This is a genomic window from Streptomyces pseudovenezuelae (assembly GCF_001513955.1).
Lineage (GTDB): Bacteria > Actinomycetota > Actinomycetes > Streptomycetales > Streptomycetaceae > Streptomyces > Streptomyces pseudovenezuelae.
In genome coordinates this window covers 59,580-76,813 of sequence record NZ_KQ948147.1, presented here as the reverse complement: position 1 = coordinate 76,813, position 17,234 = coordinate 59,580, and the positions used below count along the sequence as shown (strand labels likewise).

Below are 17,234 nucleotides of genomic sequence, written 5' to 3'. Positions count from 1 at the left end.
ACAGTAAATGTATGTAATTCGTGAGAGGCCCCTTAATTTATGGTAAGCGTCGATTCAGCACCGGGGACAAAGGGCACGTCGGGCGGCGGCCTGCGACGGGACGTGGGGCTGATCGGGCTCATGTGGGCCTCGGTGGGCTCCATCATCGGCTCGGGCTGGCTCTACGGCGCCCAGGAGGCGGTCGTCGTGGCCGGCCCCGCGGCCGTGATCTCCTGGGTGATCGGCGCGGCCGCCATCGTGCTGCTCGCCCTCGTCCACGCGGAACTCGGCGGAATGTTCCCGGTGGCGGGCGGCACCGCCCGGTATCCGCATTACGCTTTCGGCGGCCTCGCCGGAATGTCCTTCGGCTGGTTCTCCTGGCTCCAGGCGGCGACCGTGGCGCCGATCGAGGTCGAGGCGATGATCGGTTACGCCGGTCACTGGTCGTGGGCGCAGGGGTTCCAGCACGCGGACAAGACGCTCACCACGAGCGGATTCCTCGTCGCCGTGCTCCTCATGGCGGTCTTCGTGGTCGTCAACTTCCTCGGCGTGCGGGCGCTCGCGCACACCAACAGCGCGGCCACCTGGTGGAAGATCGCGGTGCCGCTGGCGGCCATCTTCATCATCGCGATCGGCAACTTCCACCCGGGCAACTTCCACTCGGAGGGCTTCGCGCCGTTCGGCGCCAAGGGCGTGCTGAGCGCGATCAGCACCAGCGGCATCATCTTCGCCCTGCTGGGCTTCGAGCAGGCCATCCAGCTGGCGGGCGAGAGCCGCAACCCCAGGCGTGACCTGCCGCGCGCGACCATCGGCTCGGTCGCGATCGGCGCGGTCGTCTACGTGCTGCTCCAGATCGTGTTCATCGGCGCGCTGCCGCACAGTACGTTCGCGCACGGCTGGGCGAGACTCGACTACGCGGGCATCAGCGGCCCCTGGGCCGGTCTGGCGACCCTGGTCGGCCTGGGCTGGCTGAGCGTGGTGCTGTACCTGGACGCCGTGATCTCGCCGGCCGGCACCGGTCTCATCTACACGACCGCGACCTCCCGGGTCTCCTACGGTCTGTCCAGGAACGGCTACGCGCCCAGGCTGTTCGAGCGGACCGACCGGCGGGGCGTGCCCTGGTTCGGCCTCACGATCTCCTTCGTGACCGGCGTGGTCTGCTTCCTGCCCTTCCCGAGCTGGCAGCAGCTGGTCGGCTTCATCACCTCGGCGAGCGTCCTGATGTACGCGGGCGCCCCGCTGGCGTACGGCGTCTTCGCCGACCGCCTGCCCCATCACGAGCGCCCCTACCGGCTGCCCGCCGGCTCGGTCCTGTCGCCGGTGTCCTTCGTGGTGGCCAACCTCATCATCTACTGGGCGGGTTGGCACACCCTGTGGCGGCTGGGCGTGGCGATCGTCCTCGGCTACGCGCTGCTCGGCGGTTACGCGCGCTACGCCCTCGCCAAGGGGCTGCCCGACGCGCCCCGCCTGGACTGGAGGGCGGCCCAGTGGCTGCCGGTCCATCTGGTGGGCCTGGGCCTGATCTCCTGGCAGGGCGGCTTCGGCGGCGGCTCGGGCCGGATCGGCCTGTGGTGGGACATCCTGCTGATCGCCGCCTTCTCCCTCGCGATCTACTACTGGGCGCGGGCCACCGCGTCCCCGGTCGCGGAGATCGAGCGCAGCATCGACGAGGTCGTCGTCACCGACGCGCCCGCGCACTGAGGCAGGCGGACCGGGTGCCTCCGCGTGGGGCGGCACCCGGCACCCGGCACCCGCCCCCGCCCCCGCCCCCGCCGCGGCGCGGCGCGGCGCGGCGCGGCGCCGACATAATGTCCGGGTGACCTCCCCTCCCAACTCCGGTGCGCCACAGCGCTTTCCGGTCGTCATAGTCGGTGCCGGGCCGGCCGGACTGACGATCGGCAACATCCTTCGGGCCGCGGGCGTGGACTGCCTCGTCCTGGAGGCGGAGACCCGCGCGTTCATCGAGCAGCGGCCCCGCGCCGGTGTCATCGAGGAGTGGGCCGTACGGGGCCTGCAGCGGCGCGGTCTGGCCGACCCCCTGCTGGAGCGCGCTCAGGTGCACACCGAGTGCGAGTTCCGCTTCGCCGGCGAGCGCTTCCGTTTCGCCTACGGCGAGCTGACGGGACAGCACCACTTCGTGTACCCGCAGCCCCTGTTGGTCACGGACCTGGTCCGGGAGTACGCCGACGTGCGGGGCGGTGAGATCCGCTTCGGCGTCCGGGACGTCCGGCTGCACGACCTGGAGACGCCCCGGCCGTCCGTGTCGTACACCGATGCCGGCACGGGTGAACGGCAGCTGGTCGAGTGCGAGTTCGTGGCCGGCTGCGACGGGGCCCGCGGGGTGAGCCGCACCGTGCTTCCCGAGACCACGCGCATCGCCCGGCACGACTACGGCATCGGCTGGCTGGCCCTGCTCGCCCAGGCGCCGCCGTCCTCCGACTGCGTCCTGTTCGGCATCCACCCGAGCGGCTTCGCGGGGCACATGGCCCGCAGCCCCGAGGTAACCCGCTACTACCTGGAGTGCCCGCCCGGCGACGACCCCGACAACTGGTCCCACGACCGCGTCTGGGCCGAACTCCAGCAGCGGCTGGGCGCGGAGGGCAGCGCGCCGCTCACCGAGGGGCCGTTGATCGAGAAGCGCGTCCTCGACATGCACAACTACGTCGTCGAGCCCATGACGTACGGCCGCCTCTTCCTCGCGGGGGACTCCGCCCACCTCACCGCGCCCATAGCGGCCAAGGGCATGAACCTCGCCCTGCACGACGCCTTCCTGCTCGGCGACGCGCTCGTCGCCTATCTCGACAAGGACGACGGCAGCGGCCTCGACGGCTACTCACAGGCGTGTCTGCGGCGCGTGTGGGACTACCAGGAGTTCTCCCAGTGGCTCTCGGAGGTCTACCACGGCACCTCGTCGGGCGACGAGTACCGTGCGGGCACCACCTTCGCCCGCCTCCGCCGCCTGTTCACCTCACCGGCGGCCGCGGCGGCCTTCGCGGAGCAGTATCTCGGCACGGCGGCCGCGTACTGATCCCTCAGTCGTGCACCGGCCGGTCGCTGAGCCGGTGGTCGGCGACGTTCAGGGCCTCGTCGACGAGCCGGCGCAGATGCCCGTCGCGCAGGGTGTAGATCACCCGGCGCCCGTCCTTGCGCGTGTTCACCAGTCCGGCCAGCCGGAGCCGCGCCAGATGCTGGCTGACGGCCGGCCGGGCCGCCCCGCACGCCTCGGTGAGGGTGGTGACATCGGCCTCTCCCCCGGCCAGGGCGTGCAGGAGGGTGAGGCGGGTGCGGTCGCCGAGCAGCGCGAGGATCTCGGCGGCGAGCGCGAACTGTTCCTCGCCGGGGGTGCGCGGGTGCGCATCGTGCGCAGTTGATAGGTGCATGCGTGCGCTCATACGCACATAATGGCTCCGTGGGCGCGGTACGTCCACCACCGCGCGCACCGGAAGGGGCACCACGTGAGCGACCACGAGCACGGGCACGAGCACGGCCATCCGCACGGGCACGAGCACCGACGCCATGGCTTCCGTCACCGCCTCGCCCACCTCCTCACCCCCCACTCCCACGAGACCGCGGACAAGCTCGACTCCGCCCTGGAGTCCTCCGCCCGCGGCATGCGGGCCCTGTGGGTCTCGCTGGCGGTGCTGGGGGTCACGGCCCTGGCGCAGGCGGCCGTCGTGGCGGTGTCCGGTTCCGTCGCCCTGCTCGGCGACACGGTGCACAACGCGGCGGACGCGCTGACCGCCCTGCCGCTGGGCATCGCCTTCGTGCTGGGCCGGCGTGCGGCGACCCGCCGTTTCACGTACGGCTACGGCCGTGCCGAGGATCTCGCGGGCATCGTGATCGTGCTGACGATCGCCGCGAGCGCCGCCTTCGCGGGGTGGGTGGCGATCGACCGGCTGCTCGATCCGCGTCCCGTGGCGCACGTCCCGGCGGTCGCCGCGGCCGCGCTGGTGGGCTTCGTGGGCAACGAGTGGGTCGCCCGCTACCGCATCCGGGTGGGCCGGGACATCGGCTCGGCGGCGCTGGTGGCGGACGGACTGCACGCCCGCACCGACGGGTTCACCTCGCTGGCCGTGCTCGTCGGGGCCGGCGGCTCGGCCCTGGGCTGGCAACTCGCCGACCCGATCGTGGGGTTGGCGATCACGGCCGCCATCACGCTGGTCCTGCGGGACGCGGCGCGCGAGGTGTTCCGGCGGGTGCTCGACGCCGTCGACCCGGCCCTCGTGGACCGGGCCGAGGTCGCGCTGCGGGAGGTCGAAGGGGTGCGCGGGGTCGGCGAGTTGAGGCTGCGCTGGATCGGGCACCGGCTGCGCGCGGAGGTGGCGGTCGTGGTGGACGGGGACATGACGGTACGTCAGTCGCACGCGGTCGCCGTCGCGGCCGAGCACGCCCTGCTGCACGCGGTGCCCCGGCTCACGGCAGCCCTGGTGCACGCCGACCCGGCCCCGGTGCCGGGCGAGACGGACCCGCATCACGCCCTCGCCCACCACGCGCCGGCCTGAGGTCAGGCGACGCCGAGCCCTTCGAGAACCACCGCGCCCGGCAGTTCCGCGAAGGCCTTCCCCGGCACCAGCAGCTTGCCCTGGCGCCGCCCGCTGCCGACCAGGACGTACGGCAGGTCGACCACGGCCGAGTCGACCAACAGCGGCCAGCCGGCGGGGAGTCCGAGCGGGGTGATGCCGCCGTACTCCATGCCGGTCTCCCCCGTCGCGATGTCCATGGAGGCGAACGAGGCTTTCCGCGCGCCCAGTTGGCGACGGACGACCCCGTTGACGTCGACCCGGGTGGTCGACAGGGCCACGCACGCGGCGAGAGTGGTCTCCCCACCGCGCTTGCCGGCCACCACGACACAGTTCGCCGACCGCTCCAGGAGCTCCCGGCCGTAGTGCTCCACGAAGACGGCGGTGTCGGCCCACCGCGGGTCGGTCTCGACGTACACGATCTGCTCGGCGGGGACGCTGCCGCTCCAGTGGCGCACGGCGTCGGCGACCGGGCGGATCAGGTCGTCGAGGGCGGCGGGGGCGGGGGCGGCGTGGTCGAAGTGTCCGAGGGGTGCGTCCATGGCGGCACGCTAACAGCCGCTCAGGACACGGCCGGCACCGAGACGGCCATGACCATCTCCATCGGTACCGCGCCCTGGTTTCCGTACGTGTGCGGGGTGTTCGCCTCGAAGGAGGCGCTGGCGCCGGCGGGGACCCGGTGCTCCACCCCGTCGACGGTGAGGGTGAGCTCGCCGGCCGTGACGTGCACGAGTTCGACCGTGCCCGTGGGGTGCGGGTCCGAGGGGCTGGCCTCGCCCGGCATCAGCCGCCAGTCCCACATCTCCAGCGGCCCCGGGGCCTCGGCGCCCGCCAGGAGCCGGTTGTAGCTGCCCGCGTCGGTGTGCCACAGCCGTACGGCCTGCTCGGCGGGGACGATCCGCACCTTCGGTCCCTGCTCGTAGTCGAGCAGCGTGGTGATGCTGATCCCGAGGGCGTCGCCGATCTTCACGACGGTGCCGAGGCTGGGATTGGTGCGGGCCTGCTCGATCTGGATCAGCATGCCGCGACTGACCCCGGCCCGGGCGGCGAGGGTGTCCAGGGTGAAGCCGCGCTCGGTCCGCCAGCGCTTGACGTTGCGCGCGAGGGACTGGGTCAGGAGGTCGAGGTCCGACACGTCACGTCCAATATTCTGTATGACACAGTGCAACTGAATGAACTACGGTGGGGTGCACCCGATCGTTCACCGAACTGTACTGCGAGGCGAGCCGTGACAGCATTCTTCGCCCTGGCCACCAGCCTGTTGTGGGGCCTGGCCGACTTCGGCGGCGGGGTGCTGACCCGGCGGCTCCCGGCGCTCACGGTGGTGGTCGTGTCGCAGGGGATCGCGGCGGCCGTCCTCGGCGCGATCGTGGTGGCGACGGGTGGCTGGAGCGAGGCGGGACCCCGGCTGTGGTTCGCGTGCGCCGCGGGGCTGGCCGGACCGGTGGCCCTGATCTGCTTCTACAAGGCGCTCGCGCTGGGCCCGATGGGAGTCGTCTCCCCACTGGGCACGCTGAGCGTGGCGATCCCGGTCGGCGTCGGTCTCTTCCTCGGCGAGCGTCCCGGGCCGGTGCAGGCCATGGGCATCGCGGTGGCCGTCGCGGGGGTGATCCTGGCGGGCGGCCCCCAGATGCGCGGAGCCCCGGTGCAGCGTCGGGCGATCGTCCTCACCTTGATCGCGGCTCTCGGTTTCGGCACGGTGTTCGTCCTGATCGCGGAGGCGTCCACCACCGTCACCGGCCTGTTCCTCGCCCTGTTCGTGCAGCGCGTGGTCAGTGTGGGGGTGGGGGGCGCCGCGCTGTACGTCTCGGTGAGACGGGGTGCCCCGGCCCTCCCGGCCACCGGCTTCCCCTGGCCGTCCCTGCCCGCGCTCGCCTTCGTCGGCCTCGCGGACGTGGCGGCCAACGGCACGTACGCGGTGGCAGCCCGGCTCGGCCCGGTGACGGTGGCCGCGGTCCTCGCCTCCCTCTACCCGGTGGTGACGGCTCTGGCGGCCCGGGGCTTCCTCAGCGAACGACTGCGGACCCTCCAGACGGCGGGGGCAGGTCTGGCCCTGCTGGGCACCGTGCTCCTGGCAACGGGCTGATCCAACTCCCACCCAGGGGCGCGGGGAACCGCGCGACCGGCCACGACGATGCCGCAACGGCCCCGGGACCCCCGTACCGCCTTCAGTCCAGCTCCGCCAGCCTGGCCACGGTGTCCTCGTCCAGCCCGGCCAACGCGTTCAGCTGCTCCGCCGTGGCCTCCGGAGGTATCGGCACCGGAGCCGGCGTGCGCAGCGGCGGCTGCCAGCCGTCCTCGGCCGTCCATCGGCGTACGACCCGGGCGGGCGCCCCCGCCACCACGGCATGGTCCGGCACCGTGCCCCGGACCACGGCACCGGCGGCGACCACGACGTTCCGTCCGATCCGCGCCCCCGGCAGGATCACCGCGCCGGTCCCGATCCAGCAGCCCGGCCCGATCTCCACCGGCTCCATCCGCGGCCACTGCTTGCCGATGGGCTCGTGGGGATCGTCGTAGGAATGATTGGTGGACGTCACGTAGACATACGGCCCGAAGTAGCAGTCGCTGCCGATGCTGACCGTGGTGTCGGCGATGACGTGGCTGCCGCGCCCGAGCACGACTCCGTCGCCGATGCGCAGGATCGGCTCCGGGCCGAGGTCCAGGTCGGGCATCAGACCGGCGGTCAGGGTGACCTGCTCGCCGACGATGCAGTGGGAGCCGACATGGATCCACGGCTCACCGAACACCGTGCCCAGCGGAAAGGCCAGGCGGCTGTGCGCGCCCAGCGCGCCGAAGCGGAAGCGCCCCGGGCGCTCGGCCGAGACCGAGCCGGTGCGCTGCACCCAGGCCCAGCCCGCGTGGACGGCACGCTGTACGAGGCGGCCCCGCCAGGATGAGAACGTGTTCTTGCTCTTCGGCACGAGCTCACCGTACTGAGCACACGCGGTCCCCATGGGTCCGAGGGCTTGTGATCTTCGCCCCACCGGGTGGCGTACGGTTCGGGATACCGCGAACCAGGAGGCGAAATGGCGCACAAGGCGTTGATCACGGGCATCGGAGGCCGGGAACCGAGGATCGACGAGGAGGCCTTCGTGGCGCCCACCGCGTCGGTGATCGGGGACGTGACGCTTCAGGCCGGGGCGAGTCTCTGGTACGGCGCGGTGGCCCGCGGCGACGTAGAACGCATCTCAGTCGGCGCCCGGAGCAACATCCAGGACAACTGCACGCTCCACGCCGACCCCGGCTTCCCGGTGACCATCGGCGAGCGGGTGTCCGTGGGGCACAACGCCGTCGTCCACGGCGCGACGGTCGAGGACGACTGCCTGATCGGCATGGGCGCGACGGTCCTCAACGGCGCGGTGATCGGCGCCGGTTCCCTGGTCGCGGCACAGGCACTGGTCCCGCAGGGGATGCGGGTGCCGCCGGGTTCCCTGGTCGCGGGTGTACCGGCGAAGGTGCGGCGGGAACTGACGGAGGAGGAGCGTCAGGGTGTCACCCTGAACGGAACGCTCTACGCGGACCTGGCCAAGGCCCACCACGAGGTGCACGAGACCCCGTGAGCGTCACTCGGCGGCCGGGACGGGCTCCGGTTCGGCCGCCTGTGTCTCTGCCGTCGCCTTCTTCGCCTTGCGCTTCAGCACGAGCATCGAGGTGAGCCCGATCAGCACGGCCAGCACCAGTCCCAGCCAGGAGAACTTCTTCAGCCAGGACTCCGCGACGATGCCCACGTAGTAGATGACCGCCGTCGTGCCGCCCGCCCAGATGATCCCGCCCAGGACGTTGGCGATCAGGAACTTCCAGTACGGCATCCGCAGCACACCGGCCAGCGGCCCGGCGAAGATCCTCAGCAGTGCGACGAAGCGGCCGAAGAACACGGCCCACATGCCCCACTTCTCGAAGGACCGCTCCGCCGTGGCGACATGGCCCTCGCTGAAGTGTCTCGGGAACTTGTCGCCCAGCCAGGCGAGCAACGGCCGGCCGCCCTTGCGTCCGATCGCGTAGCCGATGGAGTCACCGACGACCGCGCCGACGCTGGCGCACGCGCCGAGCACCACGGGGTTGATCCCCGCGTGCTGCGAGGACAGCAGCGCGGCGGAGACCAGGATGATCTCGCCGGGCAGCGGAATGCCCAGGCTCTCCAGGCCGATGACCAGGCCCACCAGGGCATAGACGGCGGCCGGGGGCACGGTGTCGAGCCATTCCTGGACGTGCAACGCCGCTTCCTCCTGAGTCGCGTTCCCGGCGTGCGCCCGCTGCGGGAGCACGCCGGGAAGCCTACCGGTTCACGTGCACCGGCGTCCGGGGCGACAGCTCACCCGCCGATGCCCCGCACGGCACCGGCGACGAGTCCCTCCAGCGTCGAAGTGCCGTGCGCCGTCACCGATGTCACGGCGCCCATGACCCCGCCCGCCGCGGCCCCGGCCCGCTCGACCGGTGCGCCCGGGAGGGCTGGAACGGCCGGCCCGCCGTCGCTGTCGTCGACCTGGGCCACCCGGGTCCCGTACTGCCCGGGCGGGGTTCCGTGCTGGTCCGAGGGCCGGCCGGGACTCGGTTCGTCGTGGGCGTCGGGACCGGAGGACGGGGCCGGGTCGCGGTCGGGTGTGACCGGATCCTCGCCGGGCCCCGCGGGGGGCCGTCCCGGCTGCGTGTCCTGCGGCGACCGCGTGCCCTCCGGGGCCGGCGCGCTCTCGCCGGTGGACTCCAGCAGCCACTGCTGCCCCTTCGAGCCGTTCCGCTCGGTGACGACGACGGTGTCGCCCTCGCCGGGCGCGACCACGAGCCCCTTCCCCCGGCGCAGCAGCAGTTCGCCGCGCACGGTGAGGTCGTAGCGGACCTCCCCCGTGCCGGTCAGGCAGTCGGCGATCACGACCGACCGCTTCTCGGTGTCCGAGTCGAGGCACAGCCCCGGGTCGGTCGCGCTGCGCAGCAGTCCGTCCTCCTGGTACGTCCATTGCTGGGACCCGGCGGAGGAGCACTGCGCCATGACGGCCTTCGCACCCGCTGCGGTCCGCGCGTCGTGGGTGTCGAGACACAGGCCGGCGTCGGCGCTGCGGAGCCTGCCGTGGCCGACCTCGACGGAGTGGCTCATGGAGGCGGTGGACGGCGCCCCGGCACCCCGGGAGGCGTCCGACCGGCTCGGCCGTACGGTGTTGCCGCTCACCGCGCCCCAGGTCGCGCCCGGGGTGGGAACCTCGCCGTCGTCGGACCAGCCCTTGGCGACCAGCACCGTCGCGAGCAGGGCCAGGGAGGTCAGACCCGCGCCCACGAGGACGGCCCGGGCGCTCTTGCGCGGCTGGGCGAGGAAGCCCGCGCCCGCCGGATCGGGGCGGTGGCGCCCGCCGGGCTTCGTACGGGCCGTACCGGACGGGGCCGGGCGCTCGGCGGCCCGCGCGGGCCGTGAGTCGAGATAGCGGTGGGCGCCCCAGCCGAGCACCGTCTCGGCGAGCAGCACTTCGAGGCCGCCCTCGAAATGGCTGAGCTGTTCGGCGGCGTGACGGCAGTACCGGCATTCCGTCAGATGTTTGCGGACATCGGGCAGAAGGCCCCCGCCCCGACGAATCGGGACATCCAGGAGACGGTTGTAGAAACGGCATTCGCTGGTGGGCGCGAGTTCCCGGTGGGCACGGACGCATCCGGTGCGGAATTGCTCGCGCGCCTGCTCCAGGGCGGCCGCCGCACGGGCCGTGTCCACACCCAGCAGACCTGCCGGTACGGATATGGGTTCGGCCTCGACCTCGGCATGCCACAAGAGGCATTGGGAGGCTCCGGGAAGAGACCGGAATGCGCGCTCGGCGAGCAGTCGCCTTTCGGGGGTGACGGACCTCGCCGCGCGTAGACCACGGCCTCCGATCGTCTTGCGAAGTTCCGGCAGTACGGCGGATATTTCGTCGTCCGCGGCCCACTCCTTGACGAACTCCCTCACCGCGACGAGAAGTTGGGGACGCAGTGCACCGTCACCCGCCCGGCCGAGCACGCGGTGAAAAGCCGCCGCGGCCGCCATCGAAGCCGAACCCGACCAAGACGCCAGGCAGATGACCGAGTACGCATAGGTCGCCTGCCAGTGTCGCGCCATCAGCAGGGCGACGGCATGGCCGTCCACACTGTTCTCCCCCAGCCGGGCCAGGAGATGGCGGTCGGACTCCGCCGGGCCTGATCCGGGGCGTGGCGGGTAAGGGGGTCGTGGGGGGTAAGCGGATTGCACGGGACCAATTCCTTCCAAGCCGCAGGACCGCACGTAATATGCGCGTCCTCGGAAAGCAGGCGCCTGATTGGTGCATACCTATGCCGCGTCAGATGTGATCCGGTCGTCGCAGCGGCGCTCACCTTCGCACAATTGGCAGACAGCAAACAAGAAGGTGGAGTGACCGATGTTCAAAAAGAGGCAAGTTCAGAAAAGTTACCGCCGGTATCCGTACCCGCATTCGAAATAAGCGGGACAAGAGCGTCGGTGGTGTCCGGCAGCCGGATGCTTGGCACACGAAATCTCCCGGCCCCGGACCGGTCCACAGCCGGCTCTCAGGCATCTCCCGGTGTGCTCTCATGCCCGTGCCGCAGCATGAACCGCATGATCGTCCCCCACACGACCGACACCACCGCACCCGCCCGCACGGTCCGCAAGGCGGTCGTCCCGGCCGCCGGACTCGGCACCCGGTTCCTGCCGGCGACCAAGGCGACACCGAAGGAGATGCTCCCCGTCGTCGACAAGCCGGCCATCCAGTACGTCGTCGAGGAGGCCGCCGCGGCCGGGCTCGACGACGTCCTGATGGTCACCGGCCGCCACAAGCGGGCCATCGAGGACCACTTCGACAACGCCTTCGAGCTGGAGCAGGCTCTCGCCGCCAAGGGAGACGCGGTACGGCTCGACGCCGTGCGCGACCCCGCGCGGCTGGCCGCCATCCACCACATCCGCCAGGGCGAGCCGCTCGGCCTCGGCCACGCGGTGCTGTGCGCCCGCCGCCACATCGGCGACCAGCCCTTCGCCGTCCTCCTCGGCGACGACCTGATCGACCCGCGCGAGACCCTGCTCAGCACGATGCTCGACGTCCGCGAACGGTACGCGGGCAGCGTCGTCGCCCTCATGGAGGTGCCGCGCGAGCAGATCCACCTCTACGGCTGCGCGGCGGTGGAGCCGGGCGAGGAGCAGGGCGTGGTCCGCGTGACCGGCCTCGTGGAGAAGCCCGCCCCCGACACCGCCCCGAGCGCCTACGCGGTCATCGGCCGCTACGTCCTCGACCCGGCGGTCTTCGATGTCCTGGACCGCACCGCGCCGGGCCGCGGCGGCGAGATCCAGCTCACCGACGCCCTCCAGACCCTCGCGGCCGACGGGACGGTCCACGGCGTCGTCTTCGACGGCCTCCGCTACGACACCGGCGACAAGGCGGACTACCTGCGCACGGTGGTCCGCCTGGCCTGCGCCCGCCCTGACCTGGGCCCGGAGTTCACCGACTGGCTCAAGGGGTTCGTGGCGACTCTGGAGAGCGGCGAAGAGGCCGGACGGGGGCGGGGGTTGGCGGCCTGAGAAGCGCGCCCCCGAGGCAGCCGGTCGGCATCCCGCAGCACGGACACCCTGCGGGGGCGGCCTCCGGCCCGGACGCCCGGGCCGTCGCCGGACTCAGCTGTTGGGCCGCAGCGTCCACACCACCGTCATCTCGCCCGTGACCGCCCCGTCCCCGCGGCGGATCTCGATCGACACCGGGAACTCGGGGCGCTCCCCGGCGTCGAGCTGGGCGACCACCTCGGAGGCCGGGCGGCCCAGGGTCGCCGTGGCGGTCACCGGGCCCATCGCGAGCTTGCGGTAGGCGATCTCCGCGTTGACGGCCAGCGGTACCGCACGCGAGAGCTGGTCGCCGAACGCGGCCAGGACGACCGCGCCGCTGGCCGACTCGGCGAGCGTGAACATCGCCCCGGCGTGCGGTCCGCCCACGTGGTTGTGGAACTCCCCCTGATCGGGCAGGGCGACCACGACCCGCTCCGGGCCGGTCTCCAGGAACTCGAGGTTCAGGGTCCGCACCATGGGCACGGTGGCGGCGAGCATCTCGCCGACGGACATCTGGTCTGCGCTCATACCCGCGAGGTTACCCACGAGTAGATCGCGCTGACCAGGCCCGGCACCAGTGACCGGCGTCTCCTTGACGAAGAGGCGGACGCAGCCGCGGAGACAGACCCGGCAGCAGCCGGCACCGGCCGACGCCCTCCCGATCGGGCCTGCAAACCGTTTGGCAAGGCGGCACCCGGGCGGCGATAGTCGGCCGGTGACCCCCTCCGCCGACACCTCCCGCGGGCGCCGACCCGCCTGGGCGAGCCGCAACTACGGCCTGCTGACCGCCGCCGCCTTCGTGACCAACCTCGGCAGCAACGGCGCCCTGATCGCCGCCGCGTTCGCCGTGCTGGAGGCGGGCGGCGACAGCGGCGACGTGGGCCTGGTGGCCGCCGCCCGCACCCTCCCGCTGGTGGTGTTCCTGCTGATCGGCGGCGCCGTCGCGGACCGCCTCCCCCGGCACCGTGTGATGGTCGCGGCCAACACCCTCAACTGCCTCTCGCAGGGCGCCTTCGCCGTCCTCGTCCTGACCGGCGAACCCCGGCTGTGGCAGATGATGCTGCTGACCGCGCTCGGCGGAACGGGCCACGCGTTCTTCAGCCCGGCCGCCGAGGGCATGCTGCTGTCCTCGGTGAGCGGCGAACAGGCCGGCCGGGCCTTCGCGGTGTTCCGGATGGCGATGCAGGGCGCCGCACTGGGCGGTGCCGCCCTCGGCGGTGCGATGGTCGCCGCGGTGGGCCCCGGCTGGGTGCTCGCGGGCGACGCCCTCGCGTTCGCGGTCGCCGGTTCGCTGCGTTGCTTCCTCGACGTCGGTCACGTCCCGGCCCGCGAGCCGGGCGCCGGCATGCTCGCCGACCTGCGGGAGGGCTGGCGGGAGGTCGCGGGCCGGCCGTGGCTGTGGGGCATCGTCGTCCAGTTCTCCGTGGCCAACGCGGTCCTGGGCGCCGCCGACGCGGTCTACGGCCCGCTCGTCGCCCGGGACCACCTGGGCGGTGCGGGCCCCTGGGGCGTGGCCCTCGGTTTCTTCGGCGCGGGCACCGTCGTCGGCGCCCTCCTCATGACCCGCTGGAAGCCGCGCCGCCTGCTGTTCGTGGGCATCCTCTGCGTGTTCCCGATGGCCCTGCCCTCCGCCGCACTCGCGGTACCGGTCCCGGTGCCCCTCCTGTGCACGGCGATGTTCGTGGCCGGCGCGACGGTCGAGGTGTTCGGCGTCTCCTGGATGACCGCCCTGCACCAGGAGATACCGGAGGACAAGCTCTCCCGGGTCTCGGCCTACGACTGGTTCGGCTCGGTCGCCCTCATGCCGCTCGCGGCGGCGCTGGCGGGCCCCGCGGAGTCGGCGTTCGGACGCTCCGCCGCCCTGTGGGGCTGTTCGGGCCTGATCGTTGCGGTCACAGCGGCCGTCCTGTGCGTACCGGACGTCCGCAATCTGCGCCGGGGCAGCAGGCGGGTGGCCCAGGTCGCGGTGCCCGGGTCAGCCGATGCCGAACGCCCCGTCGGGGGGCTCGGGTGACGCCACGGCCTCCGCGTCCCGCACCGGCAGCGCCCCACTCATGAACTTCCGCAGCCCGGGGCCGTGTTCGACCCGGGCGGGGAAGGCGTCGGCCGCCGTACGCCGGGCCAGGGCCGCCGTGTCGAGGGGCTGACGCGCGGCGACGAGCACCGCGTTCCCGAACCGCCGTCCGCGCAGCACACCGGGCTCGGCGACCAGCACGAGCTCCTCGAACGCCTGGGCGAAGTTGGCGAGTTGGGACCGCAGGAAGGCGAAGGGCGCCCCGTCGGCGAGGTTCGCGAGATAGACCCCGTCGCCCCGGAGCACCCGCGCGGCCTCGTGGGCGTACTCCAGGGAGGTCAGGTGCGCCGGCACCCGCGACCCGCCGAAGACGTCGGCGACCAGCACATCGGCACAGTCCGCGGGGGCGCTTTCCAGCCACGCCCGCGCATCGGCCGCGTGCAGGGCGACCCCGGCCCCCTCGGGGAGCGGCAGCTGCTCGACGACCAGCTCCAGCAGGGCCCGGTCCGCCTCGACGACGTCCTGCCGGGACCCGGGCCGGGTGGCGGCCAGATAGCGCGGCAGTGTCAGAGCACCCCCGCCGAGGTGGACCACGTCCAGGGCCCGCCCCGCCTCCCCGATGCCGTCGAGGACGTGCCCGAGCCGCTGGGCGTACTCGAACTCCAGATGCGTCGGCTCGTCGAGATCGACGTACGACTGCGGAGCCCCGTCCACGGTCAGCAGCCAGGCCCGCTCGCGGTCGACGTCGGGCATGAGCTTGGCGAAGCCGAAGTCGGTGGCCCTGGCGACGGGTATCGAGTCATTCACACGCCCAGTGTGCCGACTCGGGGGCGCGGGGAACCGCGCGGCCGACCACAACCGGCCCGCAGTCCCCCGCACACCGCGACCACCCTCACACGACGGCAGTCACGGTCCCCGCCCCCACGGTCCGCCCGCCCTCACGGATGGCGAACCCGAGCCCGGCCTCGAGCGGCACGTCCCGACCCAGCTCCACGGTCATGACCACCCGCTCCCCCGGCCGGGCGACAGCGACCTCACCGAGGTCGACATCCCCCACGACATCCGCCGTACGGATGTAGAACTGCGGCCGGTACCCGGTCGAGACAGGCGTGGTACGCCCGCCCTCCCGCGCCGACAGCACGTACACCTGCGCGGTGAAGCGACGGCTGGGCACCACACTGCCGGGCGCGGCCACGACATGACCCCGCCGGACCGCGTCCCGGGGGACGCCCCGCAGCAGCAAGGCCACGTTGTCCCCGGCCTGCGCCTCCTCCATCGGCTTGCCGAAGGTCTCGACCCCGGTCACCACCGTCTCCACGGCGGCCCCGAGCACGTCGACCCGGTCGCCGACCCGCACGGTGCCCCGCTCGACCGCTCCGGTCACCACGGTCCCCCGGCCGGTGATGGTCAGCACGTTCTCGACGGGCATCAGGAACGGCGCGTCCAGATACCGCTCGGGGATGGGCACGTAGGTGTCCACCGCGTCGAGCAGCGCCTCGATCGACGCCGTCCACCGCGGGTCCCCCTCCAGCGCCTTCAGCCCGGAGACCCGTACGACGGGCACGGCGTCGCCGCCGTAACCGTGCGCGGTGAGCAGCTCGCGGACCTCCAGCTCGACGAGCTCGACCAGTTCCTCGTCGGCCGCGTCCGCCTTGTTGAGGGCGACCACCACGTGGTCGACGCCCACCTGCCGCGCGAGCAGCACGTGTTCGGCGGTCTGCGGCATGATCCCGTCGAGCGCGGAGACGACGAGGATCGCCCCGTCGAGCTGTGCGGCCCCGGTGACCATGTTCTTGACGTAGTCGGCGTGGCCCGGCATGTCCACGTGCGCGTAGTGCCGGGTGTCGGTCTCGTACTCGACGTGCGCGATGTTGATGGTGATCCCGCGCGCGGCCTCCTCCGGGGCGCGGTCGATGCGGTCGAACGGCACGAACGTGCCGCTGCCGCGCTCGGACAGCACCTTGGTGATGGCGGCGGTCAGGGTGGTCTTGCCGTGGTCGACGTGCCCCATCGTGCCGATGTTCAGGTGCGGCTTGGTGCGCACGTAAGCGGTCTTGGACATGGCTGTACCTCGAAGCCTCTTCGTGTTCGTGGAAGAACGGGGACCCCAAGGACTCGCCGACCCTCCCCCTGCGGGGTCCGCCGGACTGTCCGGGAAGGGTCAGCTTCGGGCGCCGTCTGCGGCGGCCAGGAACACGGGAACGGCAGCCTTCGGCGCATCCGCGACTGCGGATGCTGCGAGAGCGAAGGCGTACCGGAACATGACGCAGATCATGTCCGACGCGTCGTCCCACGTCGAACGGTTTTTTGTGGCCGCCCGCCGCCGCCGGCCCGCACAACGGACGGCACCCGTACGGCGATCACACATCGGTGTCGGTTACCGTCACAGGATGCTCGATGCCACCACCCGCTCTGGGGGCACCGCCACGGCCACTCCCCCGGCCATCGCCACGGACTTCGCTCTCCCCGCCCCCGCTCCGGCGGGTCTCACCGCCCGCTGCACGAGAGTGCTGCTGTCGCCGTGGTCCCGGCTCTCCCTGCTCGTCGCGCTGCTCGCGGGCGCCGCGTCCACGGTCCTGCTGTTCGAGCCGCAGAGACTGCTCTCGGACGGCTGGCCGCCCCAGCTCGGCGGGGTGGCGGCCGCGGTCGTCTTCGGGGTGGCGTACGGGCTGTGCACGGTGGCGTTCGTGCCGCGGCCGCTGCTGAACCTCGCCGCCGGCGCCCTCTTCGGCTCGCAGCTCGGGCTGGCCTCGGCGCTCGCCGGCACGGTGCTCGGCGCGGGGATCGCGTTCGGCCTGGGCCGGGTGCTCGGGCAGGAGGCGCTGCGGCCGCTGCTTCGGGGGCGGTGGCTGAAGGCGGCGGACGGACAGCTCAGCCGGCACGGTTTCCGGTCGATGCTGGCGGCCCGGCTGTTCCCCGGAGTGCCGTTCTGGGCCGCGAACTACTGTGCCGCGGTCTCCCGGATGGGGTACGTCCCTTTCCTGGTGGCGACGGCGCTCGGGTCGATCCCGAACACCGCCGCGTACGTGGTCGCCGGGGCGCGGGCCTCGGCGCCGACGTCGCCCGCTTTCCTGATCGCCATGGCGGCGATCGCCCTGCCCGGGTTGGCGGGAGCGATCGTGGCGTGGCGCAAGCGGCATCATCTGCGCCGCCGTTGAACGTGTGACCGGGCGGGGCCGCC

At 72.5% G+C, this 17,234-nt stretch carries 17 protein-coding genes; 8 read left to right on the top strand and 9 right to left on the bottom strand.

What is annotated here, in order from left to right; all coding sequences use genetic code 11:
- The first annotated feature begins 39 nt into the window (after positions 1-39).
- Complete coding sequence (locus AQI94_RS16770) at positions 40-1,680, top strand: APC family permease (protein WP_031053177.1); 1,641 nt, start codon at positions 40-42, stop codon at positions 1,678-1,680.
- Positions 1,681-1,795: 115 nt separating this feature from the next.
- On the top strand, positions 1,796-3,007 hold the full coding sequence (locus tag AQI94_RS16765) for a 4-hydroxybenzoate 3-monooxygenase (RefSeq protein ID WP_031059287.1): 1,212 nt from the start codon (positions 1,796-1,798) through the stop codon (positions 3,005-3,007).
- 4 nt (positions 3,008-3,011) lie between these two features.
- Here the strand turns inward: AQI94_RS16765 and AQI94_RS16760 are convergent, their stop codons facing one another.
- Positions 3,012-3,371 (bottom strand): ArsR/SmtB family transcription factor, encoded by a 360-nt coding sequence (locus AQI94_RS16760; protein ID WP_037945310.1) that lies wholly within the window; start codon positions 3,369-3,371, stop codon positions 3,012-3,014.
- Positions 3,372-3,380: 9 nt separating this feature from the next.
- Here AQI94_RS16760 and AQI94_RS16755 point away from each other — a divergent pair, with 9 nt between their 5' ends.
- The gene (locus AQI94_RS16755; protein WP_391268842.1) at positions 3,381-4,481 is read left to right on the top strand and encodes a cation diffusion facilitator family transporter; all 1,101 of its coding nucleotides are present in this window, start codon (positions 3,381-3,383) and stop codon (positions 4,479-4,481) included.
- A 2-nt stretch (positions 4,482-4,483) separates the two neighbouring features.
- Here AQI94_RS16755 and AQI94_RS16750 read toward each other — a convergent pair whose 3' ends face one another.
- Positions 4,484-5,041, bottom strand: coding sequence for a YbaK/EbsC family protein (locus AQI94_RS16750; protein ID WP_031059291.1), 558 nt, complete (start codon positions 5,039-5,041; stop codon positions 4,484-4,486).
- 20 nt (positions 5,042-5,061) lie between these two features.
- Positions 5,062-5,634, bottom strand: coding sequence for a helix-turn-helix domain-containing protein (locus AQI94_RS16745; RefSeq protein WP_031059293.1), 573 nt, complete (start codon positions 5,632-5,634; stop codon positions 5,062-5,064).
- Between the two features lie 93 nt (positions 5,635-5,727).
- On the opposite strand from AQI94_RS16745, the gene AQI94_RS16740 reads away from it, so the two are divergent.
- Positions 5,728-6,585, top strand: a complete 858-nt coding sequence (locus AQI94_RS16740) for an EamA family transporter (protein WP_031059295.1) — start codon at positions 5,728-5,730, stop codon at positions 6,583-6,585.
- Positions 6,586-6,667: 82 nt separating this feature from the next.
- On the opposite strand, the gene AQI94_RS16735 is transcribed toward AQI94_RS16740, so the two are convergent.
- Positions 6,668-7,423, bottom strand: a complete 756-nt coding sequence (locus AQI94_RS16735) for an acyltransferase (protein ID WP_031059297.1) — start codon at positions 7,421-7,423, stop codon at positions 6,668-6,670.
- Between the two features lie 105 nt (positions 7,424-7,528).
- Between AQI94_RS16735 and AQI94_RS16730 the strand changes: the two genes are divergently transcribed.
- Positions 7,529-8,062: a gamma carbonic anhydrase family protein gene (locus AQI94_RS16730; RefSeq protein ID WP_031059299.1), complete on the top strand. Its 534-nt coding sequence runs from the start codon at positions 7,529-7,531 to the stop codon at positions 8,060-8,062.
- A 3-nt stretch (positions 8,063-8,065) separates the two neighbouring features.
- Here the strand turns inward: AQI94_RS16730 and AQI94_RS16725 are convergent, their stop codons facing one another.
- Both AQI94_RS16725 and AQI94_RS16720 read right to left on the bottom strand, forming a co-directional pair.
- On the bottom strand, positions 8,066-8,716 hold the full coding sequence (locus tag AQI94_RS16725) for a DedA family protein (protein WP_031059301.1): 651 nt from the start codon (positions 8,714-8,716) through the stop codon (positions 8,066-8,068).
- Positions 8,717-8,814: 98 nt separating this feature from the next.
- Positions 8,815-10,602: a ricin-type beta-trefoil lectin domain protein gene (locus tag AQI94_RS16720; RefSeq protein WP_031059302.1), complete on the bottom strand. Its 1,788-nt coding sequence runs from the start codon at positions 10,600-10,602 to the stop codon at positions 8,815-8,817.
- A gap of 465 nt (positions 10,603-11,067) precedes the next feature.
- Between AQI94_RS16720 and galU the strand changes: the two genes are divergently transcribed.
- The gene (gene galU, locus AQI94_RS16715) at positions 11,068-12,021 is read left to right on the top strand and encodes a UTP--glucose-1-phosphate uridylyltransferase GalU (protein ID WP_031059304.1); all 954 of its coding nucleotides are present in this window, start codon (positions 11,068-11,070) and stop codon (positions 12,019-12,021) included.
- A gap of 93 nt (positions 12,022-12,114) precedes the next feature.
- On the opposite strand, the gene AQI94_RS16710 is transcribed toward galU, so the two are convergent.
- Positions 12,115-12,552, bottom strand: coding sequence for a DUF4442 domain-containing protein (locus tag AQI94_RS16710; protein ID WP_031059306.1), 438 nt, complete (start codon positions 12,550-12,552; stop codon positions 12,115-12,117).
- Between the two features lie 202 nt (positions 12,553-12,754).
- On the opposite strand from AQI94_RS16710, the gene AQI94_RS16705 reads away from it, so the two are divergent.
- Complete coding sequence (locus tag AQI94_RS16705) at positions 12,755-14,053, top strand: MFS transporter (protein ID WP_031059308.1); 1,299 nt, start codon at positions 12,755-12,757, stop codon at positions 14,051-14,053.
- On the opposite strand, the gene AQI94_RS16700 is transcribed toward AQI94_RS16705, so the two are convergent.
- Together AQI94_RS16700 and tuf are read right to left on the bottom strand one after the other, a co-directional pair.
- Positions 14,015-14,860, bottom strand: a complete 846-nt coding sequence (locus AQI94_RS16700) for a spermidine synthase (protein WP_031059311.1) — start codon at positions 14,858-14,860, stop codon at positions 14,015-14,017. The two genes, AQI94_RS16705 and AQI94_RS16700, sit on opposite strands and share 39 nt — an antisense overlap.
- Positions 14,861-14,945: 85 nt before the next feature.
- Complete coding sequence (tuf, locus tag AQI94_RS16695) at positions 14,946-16,115, bottom strand: elongation factor Tu (protein WP_031059312.1); 1,170 nt, start codon at positions 16,113-16,115, stop codon at positions 14,946-14,948.
- A gap of 328 nt (positions 16,116-16,443) precedes the next feature.
- On the opposite strand from tuf, the gene AQI94_RS16690 reads away from it, so the two are divergent.
- On the top strand, positions 16,444-17,211 hold the full coding sequence (locus AQI94_RS16690; protein ID WP_031059314.1) for a TVP38/TMEM64 family protein: 768 nt from the start codon (positions 16,444-16,446) through the stop codon (positions 17,209-17,211).
- The last annotated feature ends 23 nt before the right edge of the window (positions 17,212-17,234 follow it).